Origin of the sequence: Acetobacter orientalis (assembly GCF_000963965.1) — a bacterium.
GTDB lineage: Bacteria > Pseudomonadota > Alphaproteobacteria > Acetobacterales > Acetobacteraceae > Acetobacter > Acetobacter orientalis.
On sequence record NZ_BAMX01000014.1, the window covers coordinates 114,191 to 135,385 of the forward strand.

16 protein-coding genes are annotated in these 21,195 nt (G+C 41.8%); 4 read left to right on the forward strand and 12 right to left on the reverse strand.

From position 1 onward, the window contains the following. Positions 1–326 precede the first annotated feature (326 nt). Positions 327–1,202, forward strand: a complete 876-nt coding sequence (locus Abor_RS06270) for a hypothetical protein (RefSeq protein WP_048841105.1) — start codon at positions 327–329, stop codon at positions 1,200–1,202. 61 nt (positions 1,203–1,263) lie between these two features. Here Abor_RS06270 and Abor_RS06275 read toward each other — a convergent pair whose 3' ends face one another. From Abor_RS06275 to Abor_RS06285, 3 genes are all read right to left on the reverse strand, one after another. After that, positions 1,264–3,465 (reverse strand): glycosyltransferase, encoded by a 2,202-nt coding sequence (locus Abor_RS06275; RefSeq protein WP_048840983.1) that lies wholly within the window; start codon positions 3,463–3,465, stop codon positions 1,264–1,266. A gap of 150 nt (positions 3,466–3,615) precedes the next feature. Beyond that, positions 3,616–4,914 (reverse strand): right-handed parallel beta-helix repeat-containing protein, encoded by a 1,299-nt coding sequence (locus Abor_RS06280; RefSeq protein WP_048840984.1) that lies wholly within the window; start codon positions 4,912–4,914, stop codon positions 3,616–3,618. A 53-nt stretch (positions 4,915–4,967) separates the two neighbouring features. Next, entirely contained in the window at positions 4,968–6,299 is a 1,332-nt protein-coding gene (locus Abor_RS06285; RefSeq protein WP_146855031.1) for a hypothetical protein, read from the reverse strand. Between the two features lie 97 nt (positions 6,300–6,396). Between Abor_RS06285 and Abor_RS06290 the strand changes: the two genes are divergently transcribed. Beyond that, positions 6,397–6,855, forward strand: a complete 459-nt coding sequence (locus Abor_RS06290) for an adenylyltransferase/cytidyltransferase family protein (RefSeq protein ID WP_084594412.1) — start codon at positions 6,397–6,399, stop codon at positions 6,853–6,855. 386 nt (positions 6,856–7,241) lie between these two features. On the opposite strand, the gene Abor_RS06295 is transcribed toward Abor_RS06290, so the two are convergent. From Abor_RS06295 to Abor_RS06335, 9 genes are all read right to left on the reverse strand, one after another. Next, positions 7,242–8,696 (reverse strand): mannose-1-phosphate guanylyltransferase/mannose-6-phosphate isomerase, encoded by a 1,455-nt coding sequence (locus Abor_RS06295; RefSeq protein WP_048840986.1) that lies wholly within the window; start codon positions 8,694–8,696, stop codon positions 7,242–7,244. A 124-nt stretch (positions 8,697–8,820) separates the two neighbouring features. After that, a complete protein-coding gene (locus Abor_RS06300) occupies positions 8,821–9,411 on the reverse strand; it encodes an ABC transporter ATP-binding protein (protein ID WP_304515694.1) in 591 nt (196 codons plus the stop codon). Positions 9,412–9,488: 77 nt separating this feature from the next. Continuing rightward, positions 9,489–10,295, reverse strand: coding sequence for an ABC transporter permease (locus tag Abor_RS06305; RefSeq protein ID WP_048840988.1), 807 nt, complete (start codon positions 10,293–10,295; stop codon positions 9,489–9,491). Then, the gene (locus Abor_RS06310; protein WP_052946372.1) at positions 10,292–11,470 is read right to left on the reverse strand and encodes a KpsE/RkpR family capsule polysaccharide export protein; all 1,179 of its coding nucleotides are present in this window, start codon (positions 11,468–11,470) and stop codon (positions 10,292–10,294) included. Before Abor_RS06310 ends, Abor_RS06305 begins: the two co-directional genes overlap by 4 nt. A 46-nt stretch (positions 11,471–11,516) precedes the next feature. Further along, complete coding sequence (locus tag Abor_RS06315; protein ID WP_048840989.1) at positions 11,517–12,758, reverse strand: polysaccharide biosynthesis/export family protein; 1,242 nt, start codon at positions 12,756–12,758, stop codon at positions 11,517–11,519. A 232-nt stretch (positions 12,759–12,990) separates the two neighbouring features. Then, the gene (locus Abor_RS06320) at positions 12,991–14,301 is read right to left on the reverse strand and encodes a glycosyltransferase family 4 protein (protein ID WP_048840990.1); all 1,311 of its coding nucleotides are present in this window, start codon (positions 14,299–14,301) and stop codon (positions 12,991–12,993) included. 259 nt (positions 14,302–14,560) lie between these two features. Continuing rightward, the gene (locus tag Abor_RS06325; protein ID WP_052946374.1) at positions 14,561–15,784 is read right to left on the reverse strand and encodes a glycosyltransferase family 4 protein; all 1,224 of its coding nucleotides are present in this window, start codon (positions 15,782–15,784) and stop codon (positions 14,561–14,563) included. A gap of 2 nt (positions 15,785–15,786) precedes the next feature. Beyond that, positions 15,787–17,061, reverse strand: a complete 1,275-nt coding sequence (locus tag Abor_RS06330; protein ID WP_048840991.1) for a capsule biosynthesis protein — start codon at positions 17,059–17,061, stop codon at positions 15,787–15,789. A gap of 12 nt (positions 17,062–17,073) precedes the next feature. Then, the gene (locus tag Abor_RS06335) at positions 17,074–18,834 is read right to left on the reverse strand and encodes a capsular polysaccharide export protein, LipB/KpsS family (protein WP_052946375.1); all 1,761 of its coding nucleotides are present in this window, start codon (positions 18,832–18,834) and stop codon (positions 17,074–17,076) included. Between the two features lie 215 nt (positions 18,835–19,049). Between Abor_RS06335 and Abor_RS06340 the strand changes: the two genes are divergently transcribed. Both Abor_RS06340 and Abor_RS06345 read left to right on the forward strand, forming a co-directional pair. Next, positions 19,050–20,471 (forward strand): LTA synthase family protein, encoded by a 1,422-nt coding sequence (locus Abor_RS06340; protein ID WP_146855028.1) that lies wholly within the window; start codon positions 19,050–19,052, stop codon positions 20,469–20,471. 114 nt (positions 20,472–20,585) lie between these two features. After that, entirely contained in the window at positions 20,586–21,194 is a 609-nt protein-coding gene (locus Abor_RS06345; RefSeq protein WP_084594402.1) for a sterol desaturase family protein, read from the forward strand. Position 21,195 lies beyond the last annotated feature (1 nt).

The window sequence follows — 21,195 nt, forward strand, 5'->3', positions numbered from 1 at the left end:
GAGCGAGAAACAAGATAGACCAAGACCTTACGAAAATATCAATGGGGCATATAATTTTTTAAGAAATTTAGTGGGATTGAATAACATTCAATGTTTTTCAAAATCCGGAATGTAACTAAAGATGAAATATAAATATATCTCTAATTGATAATTTGTGTTGCCTATTACGTAGGAATAAAAGCAAAAAAAGTATTATTATATATTGTTTTTCACATAATATATGAAAATTTTCGTTAAATTGGATAAGAGATTTTTGTTGTGATGTCTATTCCTCTTTATTGTATTATAATCTGAATGATATCGCGGTGTTATTGAGGTAAATGATTATGACCAATGCACAAAAATCGAGTTTTACACAGAAAATTCCTTCTAAAATACAAAGTAAGCAAAATGAAGCAGCCATGTCTCTTCTGCAACGCATAAGCGGAGATGAGACTGATAAATTTTTAAAGCGCTTTCTTCAAAATCCTGAGCAAATTGATGATATCGCGTCGGAAATATCTGATGCAGGACCATTAGAAGCGCTTAGAAAACTGCGTCGAACAAGCAATATAATGGTGTCTGGGCGTATTGAAGCTGATTATGCTTATGTAGGTTTACCAGGTGAAGCTGAAAATTGTAGCTTTGATGAAGGTTTTAAAACGTTTCTATATCCTCGTTTAGGCAAGAGAGCTAAAAGCTTTGCAGTCTTGTTTGAACATCTTAAAGAAATAAAAAATCCTTTTATTATAGAAACTGGGTGCCTCCGAGTTCCCAATAATTGGGAGGGAGACGGTCAGAGTACATTTCAATATGATTGGTTCGCGCGTGATTATAGTGGGCATGTTATTACTATCGATATTAATCAGGATAGTATTGATAGTGCACGGAGAGCATGCAGCGGCACAACGAGTACAATTTTGAATGATTCTGTAGAAACATTAAATATGTTAAGCGAGACCATATCTCGTTCAGCATCTCTTCTTTATCTGGATAGTTTCGATCTGGATGTTTCAAACCCAATGCCCAGTGCGATTCATCACGCTCTGGAGCTGATGGCAGCTCGAAACTTGATAGGGCCGGAAACTCTTATTTGCGTTGATGATTTTGATGTTCCTCCTTTGGGAGCAGGCGGGAAGGGTCTTATTGTAGACCAGTTTATGCACTCTATCCGAGCGGAAGTGATTTACTCGGGTTATCAAAAAATTTGGAAAATGAAATAATAATATCAGTTTAAAATAGAAAAGCCCTCGCATATCTTTAATATATGCGAGGGCCAATATTTTATTCTAGAATAAGAGGTTCAGTAGACTCAAAAGGAAGGTCTACAGGTAAACGACCCGGGCAGATAAGGGCATCATAAGTGCGCCGTGTATCGTCCTCATGACCTTGCTTGCAATAGGCAATCCCGCTCCAACCAATAAATCCTCCCTGCGGGGTATTACCTGGAAATTTGCCACGTGCCAGAAGTTGGATGTTCACGACACCATCTGCACGGACAATGCCAGATAACTTGAAAAATTGTTGGTGTTCAGAAAGCCTAAAGGCATGGGGATCGGTTCCGGCATCTGCGATAGCAATAGGATCACTTTGACGAGCAGATTGGCGGTGCAGGCGCAAGAAAATATCAACAACTTCGCCCTCACAACAATCAGAGATAAACTCTATTTCGCAACGACGATTCTGGGACCACGCTCCCCAGTGGTTGGCAGGATACCACCAGGATTTGCGTGCTGATCTGAAGGTAATAATTTTTTCGCCGCGACGTGCCATATTGAGAATGTCGTGGCTTCCTCCTGCAATCAACGTGCAAGACGGGAGATACGAGTTAGATGTTGCACGCTTGTCTTTAAGAAGTTCCGCATATTTGACAGTAGCGGTAAAAAATTCTCTTGAAAATTGTTCCCAAGTTTTTGGTTTGAAATCGTTAACAATACGCTGTTCCCATGCATGCAAATCGTCACGGTTGATAAGCGTATCACGAACAACAGCGTAGCTGCTTTCAACATCAAAAGGATCTATATAACGGACAAAATCTCTGCCGACTTCAGGCATAGATGTCGTATTGGAAGCAATGCAAGGTTTGCCATACGCCAGGCTTTCACCAATAGGCAGCCCAAACCCTTCTGCAAAGCTGGGGTAAAGAGAAAGCAGGCAATTTTTATAAAGATACTCTACTTCTGCATCAGAAATACCATTAAACACAAAGAGCCAGTCCCCAATATATCCTTGCTCTTCGATATATTGACGAAATTTTTCAACTTCCCATCCCCATTTCCCAACAAACACCAGATAGGGAACGTTCTCTCCAAATTCTTCGCGCAACTGTTCCCAAATTTTTATAAGCAGCTTATGGTTTTTTCGAACTTCAATGGTGGAAACAACCAGAGCATAATTTTTAGAAGAAAGATCGGTAATATTTCTGTTTGTTATAGAGGCATTTATATTTTTCTCGGATAATTCTGTAGGCAATAGAATAGCTTCAACAGGCAAAGAATAATTTTTTTCAACATGGAGATAGTCTTTTACGTCTTGAGCAACGTATTCAGAGTTTGCAAGAACAAAATCACAAACATCTAAAGCATCAGAAAGTTGAATTTGGAAAGCATCAGTTGCAGCTTTTTCGACATATTCAGGCATTCTGACTTGAATCAGGTCATGAATAAAAAGACCGAATTTTACGCCGACGTTCTTATTGTGCATAATAAGATCGTAGTGACTGAAGATCCAAAAAGCTCCGGCAACAACAAAAATATCACCGTCTTGAAGAGAGACATTTTTTTTCGAACTTAAAACGGCCTCCAAAGCCGTATCGATCATATGTCGTTCAATAATAACAGCATTAAATATATCAATAAGATCAAAGAATTTTTCTGTATCGACAGCAAAAAAACGGAAATTTCCATATTCAGGAATAACAGGAACAATTTTATATCCCGGAATATCAAAATGCTTTATGTAAGAGACAAGATTAAGCAAAACACGTTGGATACCGCTTAAACTGACGTTAACTTTTACATAATCTACAAAATCAGTGACATCAAGCCAAATAATATGCTGCTGCTTTGTCTTTGAAGTGGGCGAATGGTCTAGAATACCTGACGTTATGAGCCAGTTACTGCGTTCAAGTTCATGTTTGGCATGAATATTTTGGGGATCCAAATCAAATGCAGTTTGGTATGAACGAACTGAATCAATTTCACGACCCATTACTTTATATAAATGACCTTTCTGCAGAAAAAGATCCGAGTTTCTATTGTCAATTGTTTCGGCTAATTCATATGTTTCTAAAGCGTCTTTCAGCTTTCCTGCTTCTTTCAGGCAATTGCCTTTTTGAATATAATACCGAAGAATTTTTTTATTATTACGGTTCTTTTCAATAAATTCACCGTACAATTCGGCGGCTTTGGACCAGTCTTGTGCATCTCTAGCCGCGTCAGCAGCGCGTGCTATGGGTCTGTGCAGTGAGTAATTAAAAATTTTCATTGTTCAGTGACGGACCTTGCTTGTGCAAAAAATATCAAACTCATTGAGTAAACTTATCCCAACATAATATAAAAAACTCCTTAAAAAAACAAGATATGATCAATAATGTTTGCACGATGAGGCAGATATGCGAAATTCATAACGTAAAATTTATTTTTGAATGTTATCTCTAAAAATTAAATTTTTACTCATATTTTTGTTTTTGAGGTTGATTGGGAAAGGAATGCCTGAAAAATTGTTGTATTTGATTATTCCGTTTTCACTATTTTCTAAAATAGTTATTCCTGTAGAATTATTGTAATTCCAACCACCACAATGGTAGGATAAATTATTATCAGATATATTGTAATCTTTCATATTATTACCGATATATATTGATGTGCTATTTTTATTATTTCCACACATAACATTGTTTTGTAAAGATAACCCAACAAGACTGCCTTGAAAATGGAAAGCATCTTGTCCAACCGTAAATACTCTCATATTCGAAAAATTAAATAGTGATTCATCACTATTATTCATATTGTATTGCGCAATTCCCGGACCATTTTGTATATTGCTTGACCATGAATTGGAAAAATTTAGACCTTTTATAATAGAATTTTTGTAACGTGCATCAATTCTTAAGCCGACGTCAATAGAAGTGTCTGCTAGAACTGTATTATTTGCGAAAGTCCATAAAATTTGTTGGTTGTCACCAGCCGAAAAATAAGTTCCTATCTTACCATACAAGACATCATTATTTTCGAGGTATAATCCTCCTGCATCTTCAATGAGCATACCTGCTAATGCTGTATTTGTGCTTGCTATTGTTGAATTGGTTACTCGCGGATCAACAGTATCGGCATGCTGAGTTTGGTGTCCGATTCGAACCCCAATATAAGAACTTCCATTAATGCGAATATGGTCAACATCTATAGAATTGCCACTAAGATCGATACCAATGTATGGATTTTCAATCATAACATTAATGATTTGAGCAAGCATTGGCTTAGTACTTGCGGCATCTATGGCAATGCCTTTTTGAGGAGGATGACTATATTTTATGTCTAGATCTTTTATAGAACCACCTGCGCCGCCTATGCGGAGAAGAGTGCCTTCAGTTGCATCAACGAACAGTACAGTCGAAAACCGCCCTTCTCCTTGTAAAACAACGTGCGGTGGTATTTCAATAGTTCCGCTAATTTTACAAACAGATCCAGGTATATGTAAAATACCTGTGTGTTTCGGATGAGTTAATTGGCTTTGCAGTAAGGCTTGTCTGAAGGCTTTTGTATCATCTGTTTTACCATCGCATTGAGCACCAAAGTTAAGAACACTCCAATCTGGTTTAAATTGAGTGTTATCTGTTAATTTAGATTGAGAAGGTTTTTCATGCTCTAAACATAAAAAAGACAGTGGAAGAATAGTTAAGACGCTTAAAATATATGAGAACCACTGCCTTTTCATGTTCTATTCCTGATAGATGGAGATAGATATCTTAAAGTGGAATTATATAAAGATTATTTCAAAGCATCCTCAGAAAACTTTTGGATAAGAGGCCAGTTCATAGGACGATTTTTATTGGCTTTTTGTCCTTCCGGGCTCTGTGCAAGCTGCAGCATAAATTCGAGACCTGCTACGAGAGGGGGTTTAGGCGTATTGCACAAGAAAGCCATATATGTTTGAAGTCCACTTGGATCGACTTCCCGCCCCAAAATTTCACGATAAGAATTTGAGATGAAATTTAACACTGTAATTTTATAACTCTCATTGGGTATGTTCATAATATTTTTTACCGTGGTTTGAGCAAGATCCAGAACACCTTTAGCACACAAAGATATTTCACCAAGAACTTTGGGCGGTGGGAGAAAATCCTGTGCAAGATGGAATGACGTAAAGCGTGAAGGTACATGGTACGTCTTTAAAGCTTGTATCAAATCTATTTTTTTAAGAATACATTTTTCTGGAATTCTCACATCGGTTTCTGGAATATAAGCGTAGCGGGGAGATGATTCGTCAAATAGCACATCATCCAAATCGTGCTGCTTTGTATAAATATTACGGTCAAGGACCATATAAACATTAGAACGAATATAGGCACATTCCAGAGTAAGGGAAGATAAATCACCAAATATTATATCTGCTTTCGCAATAAGAATATCTGTTAAATCTTGGGTGGAAAAAATTATATTTGAATATCGCATCTTAATATTGCAAATTACCCGATTTTGGGCTGGATGCATTAAATAAATAATACCTGGTTCGTCAGGCATGCTGGCCATAACGTCAAATTCTACACCCCATGTTAAAATAACAAGCTGCTTTAGTCTTTGGGGGAATTTAGACCATGCTTGTGGCAGGTCGTCTTTTGAAGTGCTTTTCTGTAGAGAGAGAACATTTTCCTTCAGATCATCCAGTTTTGGATAATCACCAACGTGAAAACTGGTAGACGCATTTTTATATATACGTGAAAGACGTTCGGCCCATAAACTTGTCGGAGCAAAATAGTGATCATAATCACAAAGGCTTTTACTGTAAGTAAATTTTTTAAATGGTGCTATCCCGTGTTCACACCCAATAGCAAGGAAGGACCATCTTGGGCGTAACGTGCCAACATATAATAATGTAGATGGAGAAGAAGCAACTACTATTGGAAATTTTTCTTGGCAAAAAGAATTAAGTGCCATCATGTTTTTTGAATTATCTGAAAAAATTTCTACCATACAGCAATTGAAAATAAAAGAATTACACTGTCTATATATAGGATTTAACGAAAAAGAGTCTTTTTTCTCGGACGAAAAAAAATAAATTGTTGGAAGATTGTTTTTTGATATTTGATATTCGTCTTTCATATTTTTTCGTATTCCTAATGTGAAATATTTGTTGCATTTATATGAAATTTATATAAAAATTTTTGCGAATGCAATAACCATAATCGAAGTGTGTATTATGAGCATCGTTATAACATACGGGACGTTTGACCTTTTCCATATTGGCCATGTTCGGATACTTGAGCGCGCTCGGTCACTCGGAGATAAGCTGATTGTTGGTATTTCCAATGACGCCTTTAATGCAAAGAAAGGTAAGGTATCTTGCACTTCTTATGAACATCGGGCAGAAATTGTAAGAGCATGTCGCTACGTTGATTTAGTCATACCAGAAGAATGCTGGGAGCAAAAAGCTCATGATATTAAAAAATACAATATTGATATACTGACTATGGGAGATGACTGGATAGGTAAATTTGATTATCTATCTCGTTTATGCAAGGTGCATTATTTTTCGCGTACTCCAGGTATATCCACAACGTTGCTTAAGCAAACAGTCTGTAATGGGACAGATTCTCGGGTTGGGTCTTCTTTAGTTTCACAAGTAGTTATTGCGGATGAGATAGGTGTAAACTCCTAAGTATAATACGAGAGTGGTTTCTATTGGATAGGTTTTGTTTTTTATCACACTCTGTTTTTTTGTATTTACGATATAATGGTATATTGAGGTTTCAATAATTATTAAAAACAACGTGTATTGTTTTGTTTTTATATATAAAAGTATATATTTATTTTCGTTTTTATCGTTAATATAAATTATAATATTATTAATGCAAGATACTTCTATATAATTTTGATATTTATACGAAATTCATTATTTATTTTCTAGAAAAGAATTTTTTATGAAAAAGAAAAAGCACTGATCCTTTGTTTTAATAAGAACCAGTACTTCTCATTGCATATATTTCCTTCTAAGCGGTGATATTCCGAATAAAGAAATATATTTCTGTAAAAAGATTATTTTCTTTAAGCTCGAGCGTAATCATCCTCAATGCGTACAATGTCATCTTCTCCCAAATATGAGCCTGACTGAACTTCAATAAGACTCAGAGAAATGCGTCCTGGATTTTCAAGTCTGTGAATTTCACCGAGGGGTAGGTAAATACTTTCATTTTCGCGTACCATGATTTTTTCTTCACCTCGCGTGACAATAGCTGTTCCAGCAACCACCACCCAGTGTTCTGCGCGGTGAAAATGCTTTTGCAAGGAAAGCTTTTGGCCTGGGTTAACAGCAATATGCTTTACCTGAAAACGATCTCCATGAGTCAGGCTTTCGTAAAAACCCCAAGGACGGTAAACGCGATTATGAGATGTTGCTTCAGGTCGCTTCGCTTTTTTAAGCCTTTCAACGACTTTTTTAACGTCTTGCGCTCGGTTTCTGTGGGAAACCATAACAGAGTCTTCTGTCACCACAACGATCAGATCGTCTACGCCAGTGACTGTTGCGACAATTCCATCCGACCGAACATAAGAGTTTTTGACGCCATCTAGAAAAACGTCTCCGTATGTTGCGTTGCCATTATCGTCTTTTGAAGAAAATTCCCATAGAGCATCCCAACTACCAATATCGGACCAGCCCAGATCACATGGGATAACGACTGCGAGTTTGGTTTTTTCGGCAACGGCATAGTCAATAGAAATATCAGGCGCGCTCGCAAAGCTTTTAGGGGCAAGGCGAATGAAGTCCATATCAGTGGTATGTTCTGTCACCGCGGTGTTAACGGCGTCATAAACATCTGGTACAAAATTTTTGATTTCTGCCAGCAAGGTCGTAGCTTTTGCGACAAACATGCCAGAGTTCCACAGGTTATGTTTGTCTTGTACTAATTCTTGAGCTTGTTTTTTGCTGGGTTTTTCCAGAAAACGTTCAACATGGAAAGTATCCTTTAGACCGTTCAGAGGAGTGCCGCACTGGATGTAGCCGTAGCCTGTTTCAGGTTTATTCGGTTTGACACCAAACGTTGCAATATATCCTTTTTCAGCGGCTGAGACCGCTCGTTGTAGAGCTTCCAGAAGAGCGCCTTCTTCTTTAATTGCGGCATCAGCGGCCATAATCCAGAGAACCGCTTCTGGAAACTTTTTTGCGATCAGAAATGCTGCTGCTGCGATGGCTGGGGCAGAATTACGCCCAGTGGGTTCAAGGACAATCTGCGCACCATGTATTTCTGCTTCACGAAGCTGTTCGGCTACAATAAACCGATGATCAGCATTACATACCACATATGGTGCTGCGACATGTGCATTGTGTGCTCGTAGTGCTGTTTCTTGGAGTAGTGTCCACTCTGAAACTAACGGCCAGAATTGTTTCGGGAAAGTTTTTCGAGAGACAGGCCAAAGGCGGCTACCACTGCCACCAGATAAAATAACTGGGATGATAGTTTTTTTATCAATTACGGGAAAAGTATTGACTGCGTCATTCATGATAATGGTCTCTACCGTTTGCGAGAAACTTGTAGCCAGTTAGGAAGCCACATTCTTTCAATATTTTAATAATCTTTCGATAGCAGAAAAAGTCGAAAGATGAAAAAGAATTTCCATAATAATTTTAAAATCGATGGTACATATCAATCCCTTCTTCTACGCTCGGACACTCTATCATTTTTCCGTCTTTTAGAAGGCAGCAGCGTGTGCAGGTTTCCTTAACGAATCCCATGTTATGAGACACAATAATCATCCCCCGATCTGCTTTTTTTTCAAACATTTCACGGTTACATTTTTCGGCAAAACGCGCATCTCCAACCATGATAACTTCGTCAATCAAATAGCAATCAAAATCAATCACAAGAGATAGAGCGAAGCCCAACCTCGCACGCATGCCTGATGAATAAGTTTTTACAGGCTCCAGAAGCTGGCTTCCAAGTTCGGCAAAATCATCAACAAATGCACGCGTTTCATCGTAATCTTTTTCGTATATACGACAAATAAAGCGGAGATTATCCAAACCGCTAAGGCTGCCTTGAAATGCACCAGTAAAGGCGAGGGGCCATGAGACAGACATGTCTTTTTCTATGTGCCCAGATGTTGCAAAATCTACTCCACCAATAATACGTAACATTGTAGATTTTCCTGCCCCATTTTGGCCGAGTATTCCCAGCTTTTCTCCTCGTGCTACTTTAAGGTTAATACCTTTGAGCACTTGCCGAGGGCCAGCACTTGTATGAAATGTCTTAGTGATATTGACACATTGCAACATGAAGCACCTATTGGGAAAAATTAGACAATTTCAATATGCTTTCTAATATTAGCTGTTACCATTATCCCTATTAACAGCGCGAGTAACGTTGCCCATGTGTCATAGAATAGGTCATATCTTACACGTGCAGCTATCCCGAATTGACCACTACGAATGATTTCAGTGTTATTTGCCATAGGTGATAAGAGTAGGATCCATTGATACTTTAAAGGGAGCCAGCTCACCATAATAAAGGCTCCTGAAAGAGGGATAGACAAATAACTGAAAACACCAATAATTTTTTCGACCAAGTCAGATAATTCACTTAGTGATGCAGCAAGAAGTGCTGTGGCGAAGCAGAACACAGACTGATAAAAATACCCTAGAAAAATTAGACTATAGTCTGCTGGTGGCTTCATATAACCGAATGCAATCGCTCCACAGTGCAAGACTATCGCAGCCATCATTGTTCCAATGATCTCAAGGAATGTTCTGGCAGTAATGATGTCAAATGGTGTAACTTGCCTGTGAAATAAAAGGCTCCCATTCGCTTCATAAGCTTTAACGGCTCGGCCTAAGCAATGACGCCACATTGTAAGTGGCAGGTAACCAGTCACAACAAGGGTTGTCATACCTAGTCCGTGTTCACGTGCGGGACGAATTGCAGTCCACACAATGGTTACGCCCGCGCAAAAAAGGATTGGTTCACCGATTACCCATAGAAAACCGATATTTTCACGACCGTAGCGTGTATGGATTTCACGTAATATGAGTGCGTGGATAACCTTATATTGTAAAATAAAGCATTTCCATAAAGATGAGGACGATTTGCGTGTGGCGTTTGTCATGAGATTTTGTGTTCCCGTGCACCTGCAACTAGCAAACGCCCCATAATGTATAAGCCATATGTTGTGGCAAAAAATACAGCCATAAATACGATAGCTGGTGGATACTCCGGGTAATCCGGCGCATCTGGTTGAGTGACCTCTTCTAGAAAAACCATTTGCCGGTTTGCTTGGGCCTTAGCAGATTCCAGTGAGCCAACTTCAGAGATAAGAACTTTTTCAAGAAGTTGTCTTTGAACGGTTAAAGAATCAAATTCCGTGAGTTTGGGTACCAAGGATTCATTATTACCTGTCAGGGTCGCGCTCGCGTTTTTAATTTCTTGCATGATAATGGAAATCTGGTGCCGATACACAGCAACAGAAGGGCTGTCAGGTGCAGTTTTAAGGATTTGGTCTAATTGCATTTGCGAGGCTGTTAGCATTGCTTGCAGGGCATATTTGTTCCCAAGAAGTGGAACAGATTGTTTTTCTGGATCAATCATGGCTGTAGTATCACGGAATGCAGCCATCTGTATTTGGAGCTTCTTTAGTTGCTTTAGAGATTCATCAACTTCTTTCTGCGCTGCGCCTATCAGGTTTTGTCTTTGACGGGCATTAATATCATTTACAAGATTTTCAGAAGCTGAAAGTAGAGCTTTTGCAATATGCTGTGATTCCGCAGCACTGAATGTGCGTACTCTTAGGACAGAAAGTGAGGTATCTGCGTCAATTTCTGCTTTTACGTGCTTTTTATAGTAACGATAAAAGCTTTCTTTGTTATTCAACGAATACCAGTTAGGGTAGCGTGACATAAAATCAGCTGCAGGAGAATTGAATATTTTCTCTAGGTCGTGATGTTTTAAAAGAACGTCCATAGCATCGCGAGACATCATGTAGTCTTGCACTGCGTAGGTATTCTCGCTGGTTATGGTTTCCCCCCCAGCTTGTAGAAGCATCGATAGTGGGGTGCCCTGTGAACGTTCACTCTTTACCATAAAATGAGCTTCTGAGACGTACTGAGGGCTTGCGATACATGTAAGATATATAGCAAATAAAATATTAGGTATTATTACGACAACAGATAATGCCGGTTTCTTTTTGATAAAGTTAAGGCATGCAAGAAAAAAACGAGAAAAGAAAGCAGAGCCAGGAGAGGGTATTGAGGTAACAGAAGCGCTCTCTTCTACATTATTATTCATAACAGGCCTTTTTGGTGAAAATGCAAAGGAAATTCTATAATATATTTCATTTTGCCATATAGCCAGCGGTTATGCCGGGTTGAATAATGGTGCTTATCAAACCGAAAAGTTTGTAAAATTCATTAGCTTTCGCATTGGAGAAGTAGAGCATATCTTTGTCTTTCATCACAAAGTGCTGTGCCAAAAAATAATTTCCAGGATTCATCATGTCTACCTGATAGACAATAGGTGTAACCGGGCTATCGGGGCTCACAGGAAGGCCTAGCCTGCGGACAATATTATTATCCTCATAACGAAGAAGGAAGATACCATTTGGATCAGCCTTTCCATCAGACGGCCCCCCTGATCTGGCGATTGCTTCGGCCAGAGAAAGTTCTGGAGAAGTGAAGGGGCTTTCAGTCACACTTCCGGCAGCACCAAAAACAGTGAATGTCCTTGGTTTATATATAACTTCGACTCTATCTCCGGGGCGGATTTGAATATTTTGAGAAGGATCATTCTCCGGTATTGTCATGGGAATACGTACAACCTGTCCGGCACGGGTCAACTGAATGATCGAATCTTCTGGAGCATGCTGAGTGCCTTGGGCTAGGGCAATGACGTCCAGTAGAGCTTCTCGATTAGGTGTCAGGATGACACGTCCGGGGGTCTTAACGTCACCGTAAACGATAATAGAATTTGTCAGACTCTGGACGAGTCTCACCATAACCTGCGGTGCCTGTGATTTTTTCGTAAGAGCCGCTTTTATTTGCGTTGCTACAGTGTCGGCTGTTTTGCCGGTTACGGTGATGATGCCAACATAAGGAACGTTGATGGTTCCGCTTCCACTTACGATCATGGGAGGGAGGTTGCTTAGTGTTGCAACCGCTCCGCCTTGCAAGGTTGCGGAACTATTGCCTAGAAGAAGATTTGCGGCACTTGATTCGCCTGATGCGCCGGCTAATGCCCCTGCTGTTGGAGATGCTGTTGCACCGCTACCTCCTGCGCTAAAGAGCGCGCTGCCAAGTTCATATATAGAAATTTGGATAACATCGCCGGGCCCAATACTTTCGTTTGTGCCGCGTTGAGGTGGTATGGTTTCTAGAGATGAGAGAGGAGTTTTTCGTTCACTGGAGATAAGCGTGAGGAGATCGGAGCTAATCTGCACGATACCAAACCCATAAGCATTTTTCGAGGGATCTTTCTGTGCGTTAAGCACTTCAGATTCTGTTGGACCGCTATTGGGAAGTGAGCCGCATGCTCCTAGGGAAATGAGGCTGATACCTAATGGGGCCAAGGTGTAAAGCAAGAAGTGACGAGTTGCTTTTTTTGTTCTAGTGTTAAGGCTTGATGGGCACACAACGAGTTCACCTAGTGGCTAAGGATGGCATCATTACGGAAGATATAATTCGACGTTATTATGCTCATATGACAAACATGGCGTGGGTTGACAAGGAAAAGAAAAGGATGATTTTTTGATGTAATTGAACGATTGGAAATGTAGGTATCGGCGGATAATGTTCTAATATTCATCATTATTTCTATTTCAAGGGGATGAAATTTGAAGTGATGAAATGGTAAGCCTTTTGTATTCTGTCTTCATATTCTTTTTGAGAAAATATATTATACTGCACCTCCCCCCTTTTTTTTAGATCGTTATGTAGCGTGACATTGCTGTCAAGTTGATTGATGCCTTGTGTTATGCTGGAAACGTTATAGGGATCGACTATCAGTGCGGCTCCCCCCGCAACGTCGTGCAATCCTCCTTCCTCGGAAGTCAAAACGGGCGTACCGCAACGAAAAGCTTCTAAAACAGGGAGGCCAAATCCTTCAGCTATAGAAGGGAAAAGGAGTGCGTAAGCATTTCTGAGAAGTGCGAAAAGCATTGATGATGGAAGATAATCTATATAAAGGATGCGGTTGCTTTCAATACCTTTTTGTAAAAAGCGCAACTCCTGTTCATTTTTCCACCCCATAGCGCCGACTATGACGAGTCTTTTATTCGTGGAAGACGATAAAAATGCTTCTATAATACGGCCAATATTTTTTTTTGGTTCAAGGGAGCCAAAAAAAATAAAATAAGATAAAGGGGAAATATGGAATAGCTTTTCTATATCAATATTAGAATTATCTTCGTTGTGAAGAATTGAAGATATTTCTGGGTCTACTGTTTGGTACGTATTGTACAAATTATTTACCGCATCAGGATAAAAAGAAATTATCTCGTTTTTAGATGCCTCTGAAACCGTAATAATGGGATTTTTATCAGAAACAATTTTTTTAATGAGCTTATAATAATAAGTTTTATTATCTAAAGTCGTCTGTGGTAACCGCAATGGCACGAGATCATGAATGGTATAGACATTGATGGCGCCTTTCACCTTAATCGGGAGAGGGTAAGTCCAATGCATAATATGAGGTGTTGATGGTAATGTGATCTCAACAAAATTCCCTGTTCTTTTATAATAAAAGTGAGCTCTATTGAAAAGATTTCTTAAGTTGAAAATTTGATGATGGGGGGGGAGCCAATGATCCATGCCTCGTATTTCTACGCGACCGGACACAGGGATATTAGTTGCTTTCCAATTAAAGGAGTTAACCATTTTTTTTATCTTTTGCAGGCAATTCTTTTTTTCATTTTCTGCTTTTGCTCCACCACCCAGTAGATTAAAAAAAAGAACTTCTTTGAGTATCTCATTTTTACTATTGGGGATATCTAAGCCGTACAATAAGCTGACATTATAGTTCGCGGCATAGAGCGTTTTTGCTAAAGATCGTCCGTATGTTGCTACGCCTGTCCCCTTAGGGAGGGCCAGATTAAAACCATCAAGGCATACAGACAAATGTTGCAAGAGCTTTTTCCTGTGGTGTGGGTGTAGGGTAAAATAAGGAGAGTTTAAGTCGAAAATGAATTTGATGGAACGACATTACTCTTCAAAAATTATCATGCATTTAAGTTATAAATACGACATGCTTCACTCTGAAAACCTTCCTTTCTACAGGAAAATGGAAAAATGTTTAATTTATGGCAGCATACTATAGCTGGATCGGCAGGTTTGTCGCCTAGATGATGGCCTGTTTGTTTTCAACATAAAGCGTATTTTAGGTGTACTACGTGTTATGCAGAGAGGTCAGAAAATCTAAACCCAAGCAAACTTGAGTAGGCCAAGGGTTAATCGGTGGAACATATGTGGTAACTGCGGTTTTCTCTACGCTCAGTGTGCTTTTTGAGATTGAAAGCGAGTTTATTGCACGTGTCCATTCTGGTCCGTCCAAGGGGTCTAGGTAAATTGCAGATGTTCCTGCAACTTCTCTAAAAACAGCCAGATCGGAACACACAACGGGTGTTTGAACTGCAAGTGCTTCCAGCAGAGGAAGACCAAAGCCTTCCGCAAAAGACGGAAACAGTAAGGCTTGTGCGTGGCGCAGGAGGTGAACAACTTGCTGGTCGTTCAGGGCGTTGTATTCCTGTACGTGGGCTTGCAACGTAGGGCAGCGTTCAAGCATATCGAGTACGTTTTCATTCTCCCACCCTCTGCGTCCGATAATAATTAAATTCGGAATGATTGTATGCTGAGACTTAGCTAGATTTCTCCAGATGTTGAGTAACAGAAGATGATTTTTTCTTGGCTCAATCGTGCCAATACAAACAAAATAAGGTTGCGATGGAACCGTAATGGTTGTTGGCTTTTCTAGGCCCCAAATATGAAGTCCGTGTGCAATATTTTTTATGGGAAGGTTCGTAGGCATGAAGGGGGAGAGGGCATGTGCTACGCTTTGTGTGGGGACAATAATTCCATGAGCTAAACGCGCCACTGTTTTGAGGCGCAGCAGGTGACGCTTATCCTCTCCAGGTCGACTATATTCTGGAAACTCTATAGGGATGATATCATGTATCATTACCACCAGTCGGGCATTATTTTTCTTCAAGAAGCTTTGAATGCAACGCTCTTTCATCAGATGGTGATGTGATAGCAGAAGATAAATGGGCGAGCTTTTTGTATGTGTTTCCTGCGCGACGCAACGACCAAAAGACAAAGAAAGAAGTATTTTGCGGGCCATCCATTTGAGGGTAGAGGGATTGGTTGCTTTTCCTGCCCATAACGCGGCGGTAAAAGACAGGAAGCGGACTACATCTAGACGGTTAAGAGAGCAGATGCCGTGAACTGGATGATAGGCAACAAACACAAGGGCATCTCCCCAGTGTTTTGCAAGATAGGCTGCGTATTCGTATTCTGTCCGGTCTATACCTGTTGGTACACTATGGCCGGCGCGCGCGAGCAGGCGCGAAACATCCATAAAAATAGGGTGATGCGTCGAGGTGTTATGAGTCATTCTTATTCTTCAAGATGCGACGGTAGGAATACAACGTCGTCATTTTTTTCGTTTTGAATATCTTGAATTCTATTGAGAGTGCCTTTAACGAGAGAGTCTAGGCCTTCGTCTGAAAAAAATCCTCCCTCAATGAGGCAGCGATTAATGAGAACAGCCATGAAAGCTTGTAAGGCAACCGGATCTGGGGCTTTAGGGTGAACCCAGAATGTATCAAGTGGCTGTTGATCCGTAACGTGATTTACGTTGTAAACTGCTCGCCCCAGTACTTTTACAGGAACTTTGTTGGTGAGAGCTAAAGTCCCTGTGGTGCTGTTGATTGTGACAACGCCGCAGGCTTTAGCAACAATTTGCGCAATATCACCGTATTCTATGTAAATAACCCGATGGCTTATGTTTAAAGATTTAGCTAAATCATAGACGAGTTTGCACCAGTTTTTAACACCATTATCAAGAGGGTGCTCTTTAATAACAAGATAAAGATTTTTTGGTGCGTATTTTGCGAATGAAATCATCACCATGCTGAGTGCTGGCGTCATGCCGGCAAAGTCGGAGTGGAGGTGAATTTGCGAGTCCGCATCAAGCTGAAGGGGCAGGAGCATATAAGGTGTACCAGTCTCTTCCAGCCAACCCAGCAGCTTTTGTGAGCGGGGAAGCGCCTTTTTCTTTTTTGCCAGACGTAGAAGCCAACTCATGCCTTCGTACCACGCCCCCCAGGGGCGATAATCCTGCCAGTGGCGAAAGTGCCAGCGCGTCAAGATATCTGCTGAGTTGTAGGCGACAGCTTCCAGGGCGCGGCGTTTAAAAGAAGAGGGGACAGTTTTATGGGGTGGAAGAGGCGGGACATGCTGAGCCTGTTCCAGATACCATTGTGAGTTGCGAGGCAGGGTAGAATGCCCATTGACGCCATTTCTTTCTAACGTGACCCAGTCCGGGCGAATATAGCCTTCTTCAAAAACGTAAATGCGTATCCGCAATTCCTGACAGATTTTAATGGCTGTCCGGTGTAATGGGCGGCAGTCTCCGAAGAGCACAACGTCTGTAATTTGAAGCTTATGAAGTGTATCGAGCAAAAAGACAGGCCATTGTGTATCTGTCCCTGTAAAAGAGATACCATTGGGTAGTGGCCAGAAAAGGCAATCGCCGCCATTAAAATTGACTTTCCAGACGCTATACCCTTGATCCCGAAGCGCTGAGCCTATTTTTTGGAAAAAAGGTCCCATGAGGCCCTGCAGCAGCAGAAAATGGCGATCAGCAGGATTTAAAGATTCGCTATGCATCGAAAAATCAAATTACCGGTAAAAAAAGAGTAACTGACGACATAGAGTAAAGAGCTTTTTATGCAAGCGAATTTGCAGCCCTCTTAAACGCATCCAGTATGTCGGGCTCCAGGCGCCGGGTTGTTCAAATCTGTCTAGGACGGTTTCCATGGGGCACGGCAAGAGCGTGACCGGATCCAGATATCGTGGGTAAACCAGCAATGTTCCGGCAACGAGTTCAATCAGACTAAGGGCGCGGTTTCGTCGCGGTGGTATGACGCCTCTGTCCTCGGTAAGACCCCAGCCTGCGTAAAACGGTGTGCCATAGGTCGTCACCGGGATATTGCGAATGAGGGCTTCAAATCCTGCAAGGGACGTGAGGGTATGCACCTCGTCTGTCTGTGTCAATAGTTCGGTAATGTTGCCGCCGCGGCTGACCTCGTTCGCAAGTGTCAGGACCTCCTGATCGGGAAGGGCTCCCTTACGATAGCCACCTTCTACATCGGGATGGGGCCGATAGATGATATAGGCGCCGGGGTGCGCGATTCTCACGGCTTTGAGCAGCGAGAAATTATCCTGAATCTTGCCGCCGCCACGCAGCACGGAAAGATCATCCGCCACCTGACCCGGAACTAAAAGTCTTGGTCGGTCGCCCGCGTGTCTGGTAGTGGTAGGTGCGCTGGTGGCGCGACCATATTTTGAGATACCTTTTGTTCGTAGCCGTTCAAGAACGGTATGTGCTCGGGCAAGCAGGGACGCGCTGAAGTGATGTGTCGCCAGAATATGCTCCAGATCGCTTGCTTTTGCCGGATCATAGTAGGCACCGCGCGTATCAAGAAAAATGGAGGCCGGCGGTTGCAGGGCACTTCCTAGTCCGATCGAGCGCACGAAGCCATCTTCCACAAGGACAAGGTGCAGGTTGGCCCTCTCCAAAGCGAATTTGATGCCTGAGGGGAGGCGGGTTGCCCAGATGGCAATTTTGAATTCTCCCAGACGTTTGCAAGTTGCAATTGCCCGACTGGGAGACTGGAAGAAGCGCGGCTGACCAGGAGCTTTTGCAAAAAAAGCGCTAATCTGCGGGCGCTTCCAGAGCGACATTCCCATACACGCGCCAATCTGTCGGTTGGCGAGCAGTGTGCGTTTCCATAACGCGAGGAGTTCGATTACTGACAGGCAATCAGTCTCCTGCCCAGTAAAGGGGTTGAAATACCGTGTTTTTTGGAAAATGATTGAAAGGGCTTTCGGTGCGGTGAGGATTTCAGTAGGCTTTTCTGGTAAATCCCATAGTGCAACCGATATGCCGTGCAGAGAAGCAAGCAGGCAGACGTCTAGCTGGAAAGTGCGCGGTGTTACCGCGACCATGCCCTTCACTGTTTCCGTAAGAGCATGAGGGTCTAGCTTATCTGCTCCAGCACAGGACAGTTTAAGGCTTCTGGCAAGTTTACGTGCCTGATGGGTTAGGGATGGAGCAAGCAGCAGGATGTCGCTCTGTGAAAAGGTGAGTGTAAGGGAGTTTAGCGCTGCCTGTGCGGTGGAGAACTCACAGTCTTCAGGGAGAGACAGGATGGCGTGGAAAGGGCGCGCGAGAGGCTTTTCCCAAAATTTCCCTCCGACTTTGTGCGTTAGAATAGCCTGCCTGATAGCCTCAAAAGCCTCTTTCTGGTCAGTGTCGGCAGGAGATTTTAGCGCATCGGACTGCGGTTGAGCGATGCAAGGCATTATTTTTCTGAACGGAGGCGGTGCTAAAAAAGAGTGGCAATCGTTTTCCACCACTTTTTTCTTCAGGAAGGTCACCGGTTAGCCTCTTGTGGAAAATATTTCATAGATATGGATTGTTTGCCTTATTTCTGAGGATAGATTATAAACGCTTTACTTGATGCTAAGCAAGACAGGGTGCAGAGTTTTATCCGTATAGTTCATGGTTTTTATGTTGGGTAAGAAAATTTTCTTTCGAAATTCAGAGGTTTCGTAAAAGAGGTTCTGAAAAACTGAAATCGGGCGTGTGGATCGTGGTGTTTGAATTTTTTCTGGGCCTTCTGGTTGCGTTTATTCTCACTATACCCGCTCTTTTCCTCCCGGTGGCTGGGGATAGGCAGCATTATCAGATTAAAAATTTACTGTCAGTTCATTCCATAACAATATCAGCGTTGTATTCTGTCTTTGTTTCTTTATCGGGTTCTCCGTTGTTCGGAGGGGCTCTGGGTATTTTTCTTTTTTATATTTTTTCTGTTGTATCGTGTATTAAATATCGCATTCTGAAGGAGCCTGTTTATTTTTCTGATATTGTTTCTTTGGGTGTTTTGCTTAAAAATCCAAGTTTTTTCGTCTTTTCTGTTCCTCCTGTTGGTTGGGTTGTCCTTGTAGGTCTTATTTTATGCGTCCCGCTGTCATTATGGTACTGTTTTACAAATTCTTTGAATGTCCGCTTGTATGCTGTTGGTATAATATTGACGGCATGTTTTTTTTATAAAAAAATTCCTGTTTATTTAGATATTTCTGAGCCTGACTGGCGGCGTGATGTCGGCCGTTTGGGTATTCTTGGCATGCTTGCTGTTTATTGGGCGCTTTGGAAAAAGCAGCCTGCGCCCTCACCAGTGTCGGTCAGCAAAGCGAAAGCTGGTCTCGATATTGTGCTGGTTATACAGTGTGAGTCTTATGCTACCCCGTCTATTTTTTGTGATGCCTCTGTCGATAAGATCAGATTGCCATTTTTAGAAAAAGCGAAGGCTCTGGCATATTCGCAGGGTGAATTGCTGGTTAGTGGCTTTGGTGCATACACCATGAGAACAGAGTACGGTGTTATGTTTGGCAGGACGGAAGCGGAATTAGGCTTTTGCCAGTATGACCCGTTTCTGACTGCGCAAAGAGATAAAACGTATGCTTTATCTTATCAGATGAAAGCCGCTGGATATCAGACCGTTTTCATGCACCCCCATAGCCTGGAGTTTTACGGGCGAAACCAGTTGATGCCCGTAATAGGGTTTGATGCAGTTGATGATTGCTCAACAGTTCAGCATACGCCTCTTCCGGGGGAATATATGAGCGATACGGTGCTGGCGGAGGTAGTTATCAACCGGCTTGAAGGCGCGACAGCACCTCTTTTTCTCTATGCCGTGACAATGGAAAACCATGCCCCCTGGCCGGGAAATCCGCAGGAGGCTCTACAGCATTATTTACGGCACTTGCAGAGTAGTGACGCTATGCTAGGACGATTAATGGCATGGCTGGAGGAGCAGGATAAATCGGCATTGCTAGTGTTCTTTGGGGATCACCGCCCGTCTATACAAGGAATTGCGTATCAGGACAGAGAACGCTCAACCCCTTATGTTGCTCTCAGTTTTCCAGAGTGTAAGAAGGCCACATCTAGCTGTGCCCTTACTCCAGCGGAATTGCATCATTTGATCAGGAGTTTGTCTTTAGAAGTGGTTTAAGAGTGCGTTTCAATTAGATTATTGCAAGCGCAGGCAGGCCGGGTGAAAGACAAAATTTAGCCGGATTCATATCCATTTATGTAAGATTTCCGCAGGAAGCAAAGAGTATAAATTTTGGAGAAAAAGCCCCTAAAAATATTTCGTTCTCGTTGGCTTGAATGCCTCACTTATATGCCCGTTACGGCTTTTGTCAGCCTTTGGGGTGTTGTGTTGAGTGTGTTTGCTTACACTCTTGTGGTGTCTGACCCTGTGCCGCCAGGGCGTCTCGTGGGGATGAGTGCTCTGGGCCTACTGGTCTGGTTTTTCTTTGAATATGTGATGCACCGCTTCTTATTTCATTTGCGGTTGCAGTCTCGCCTTGGGAAATCGTTTCTCTTTGTCATGCACGGTAATCATCATGAGTGTCCGCGTGATCGATACCGTAATCTTATGCCGGCCATTGTCAGTGTACCTTTGGCGGTGATGTTGTATGGTCTGTTTCAGGCAATACTGGGTCCGTCATTCGGACGGTCATTTTTCTTCGGCTTTCTCTGTGGATACGTGCTGTACGATGGCTGGCACTACGCAACGCATCAGTATCGTTTTTCTAACAGGCTTTTAAAATGTATTCAGAAACACCACCTGCAACATCATTATTATGCGCCAGATAAAAATTACGCAGTGACGAGCCCATGGGTCGACAAAATATTTGGCTCAGCATGTAAACCCACGTGCAAACGCTGAA

What these genes read in the sequence shown, in the direction of transcription:
- Abor_RS06270 (WP_048841105.1), top strand. Translation starts at nt 327, where the DNA reads ATGACCAATGCACAAAAATCGAGTTTTACACAGAAAATTCCTTCTAAA.
- Abor_RS06275 (WP_048840983.1), bottom strand. Translation starts at nt 3,465, where the DNA reads ATGAAAATTTTTAATTACTCACTGCACAGACCCATAGCACGCGCTGCT.
- Abor_RS06280 (WP_048840984.1), bottom strand. Translation starts at nt 4,914, where the DNA reads ATGAAAAGGCAGTGGTTCTCATATATTTTAAGCGTCTTAACTATTCTT.
- Abor_RS06285 (WP_146855031.1), bottom strand. Translation starts at nt 6,299, where the DNA reads ATGAAAGACGAATATCAAATATCAAAAAACAATCTTCCAACAATTTAT.
- Abor_RS06290 (WP_084594412.1), top strand. Translation starts at nt 6,397, where the DNA reads ATGAGCATCGTTATAACATACGGGACGTTTGACCTTTTCCATATTGGC.
- Abor_RS06295 (WP_048840986.1), bottom strand. Translation starts at nt 8,696, where the DNA reads ATGAATGACGCAGTCAATACTTTTCCCGTAATTGATAAAAAAACTATC.
- Abor_RS06305 (WP_048840988.1), bottom strand. Translation starts at nt 10,295, where the DNA reads ATGACAAACGCCACACGCAAATCGTCCTCATCTTTATGGAAATGCTTT.
- Abor_RS06310 (WP_052946372.1), bottom strand. Translation starts at nt 11,470, where the DNA reads ATGAATAATAATGTAGAAGAGAGCGCTTCTGTTACCTCAATACCCTCT.
- Abor_RS06325 (WP_052946374.1), bottom strand. Translation starts at nt 15,784, where the DNA reads ATGACTCATAACACCTCGACGCATCACCCTATTTTTATGGATGTTTCG.
- Abor_RS06330 (WP_048840991.1), bottom strand. Translation starts at nt 17,061, where the DNA reads ATGCATAGCGAATCTTTAAATCCTGCTGATCGCCATTTTCTGCTGCTG.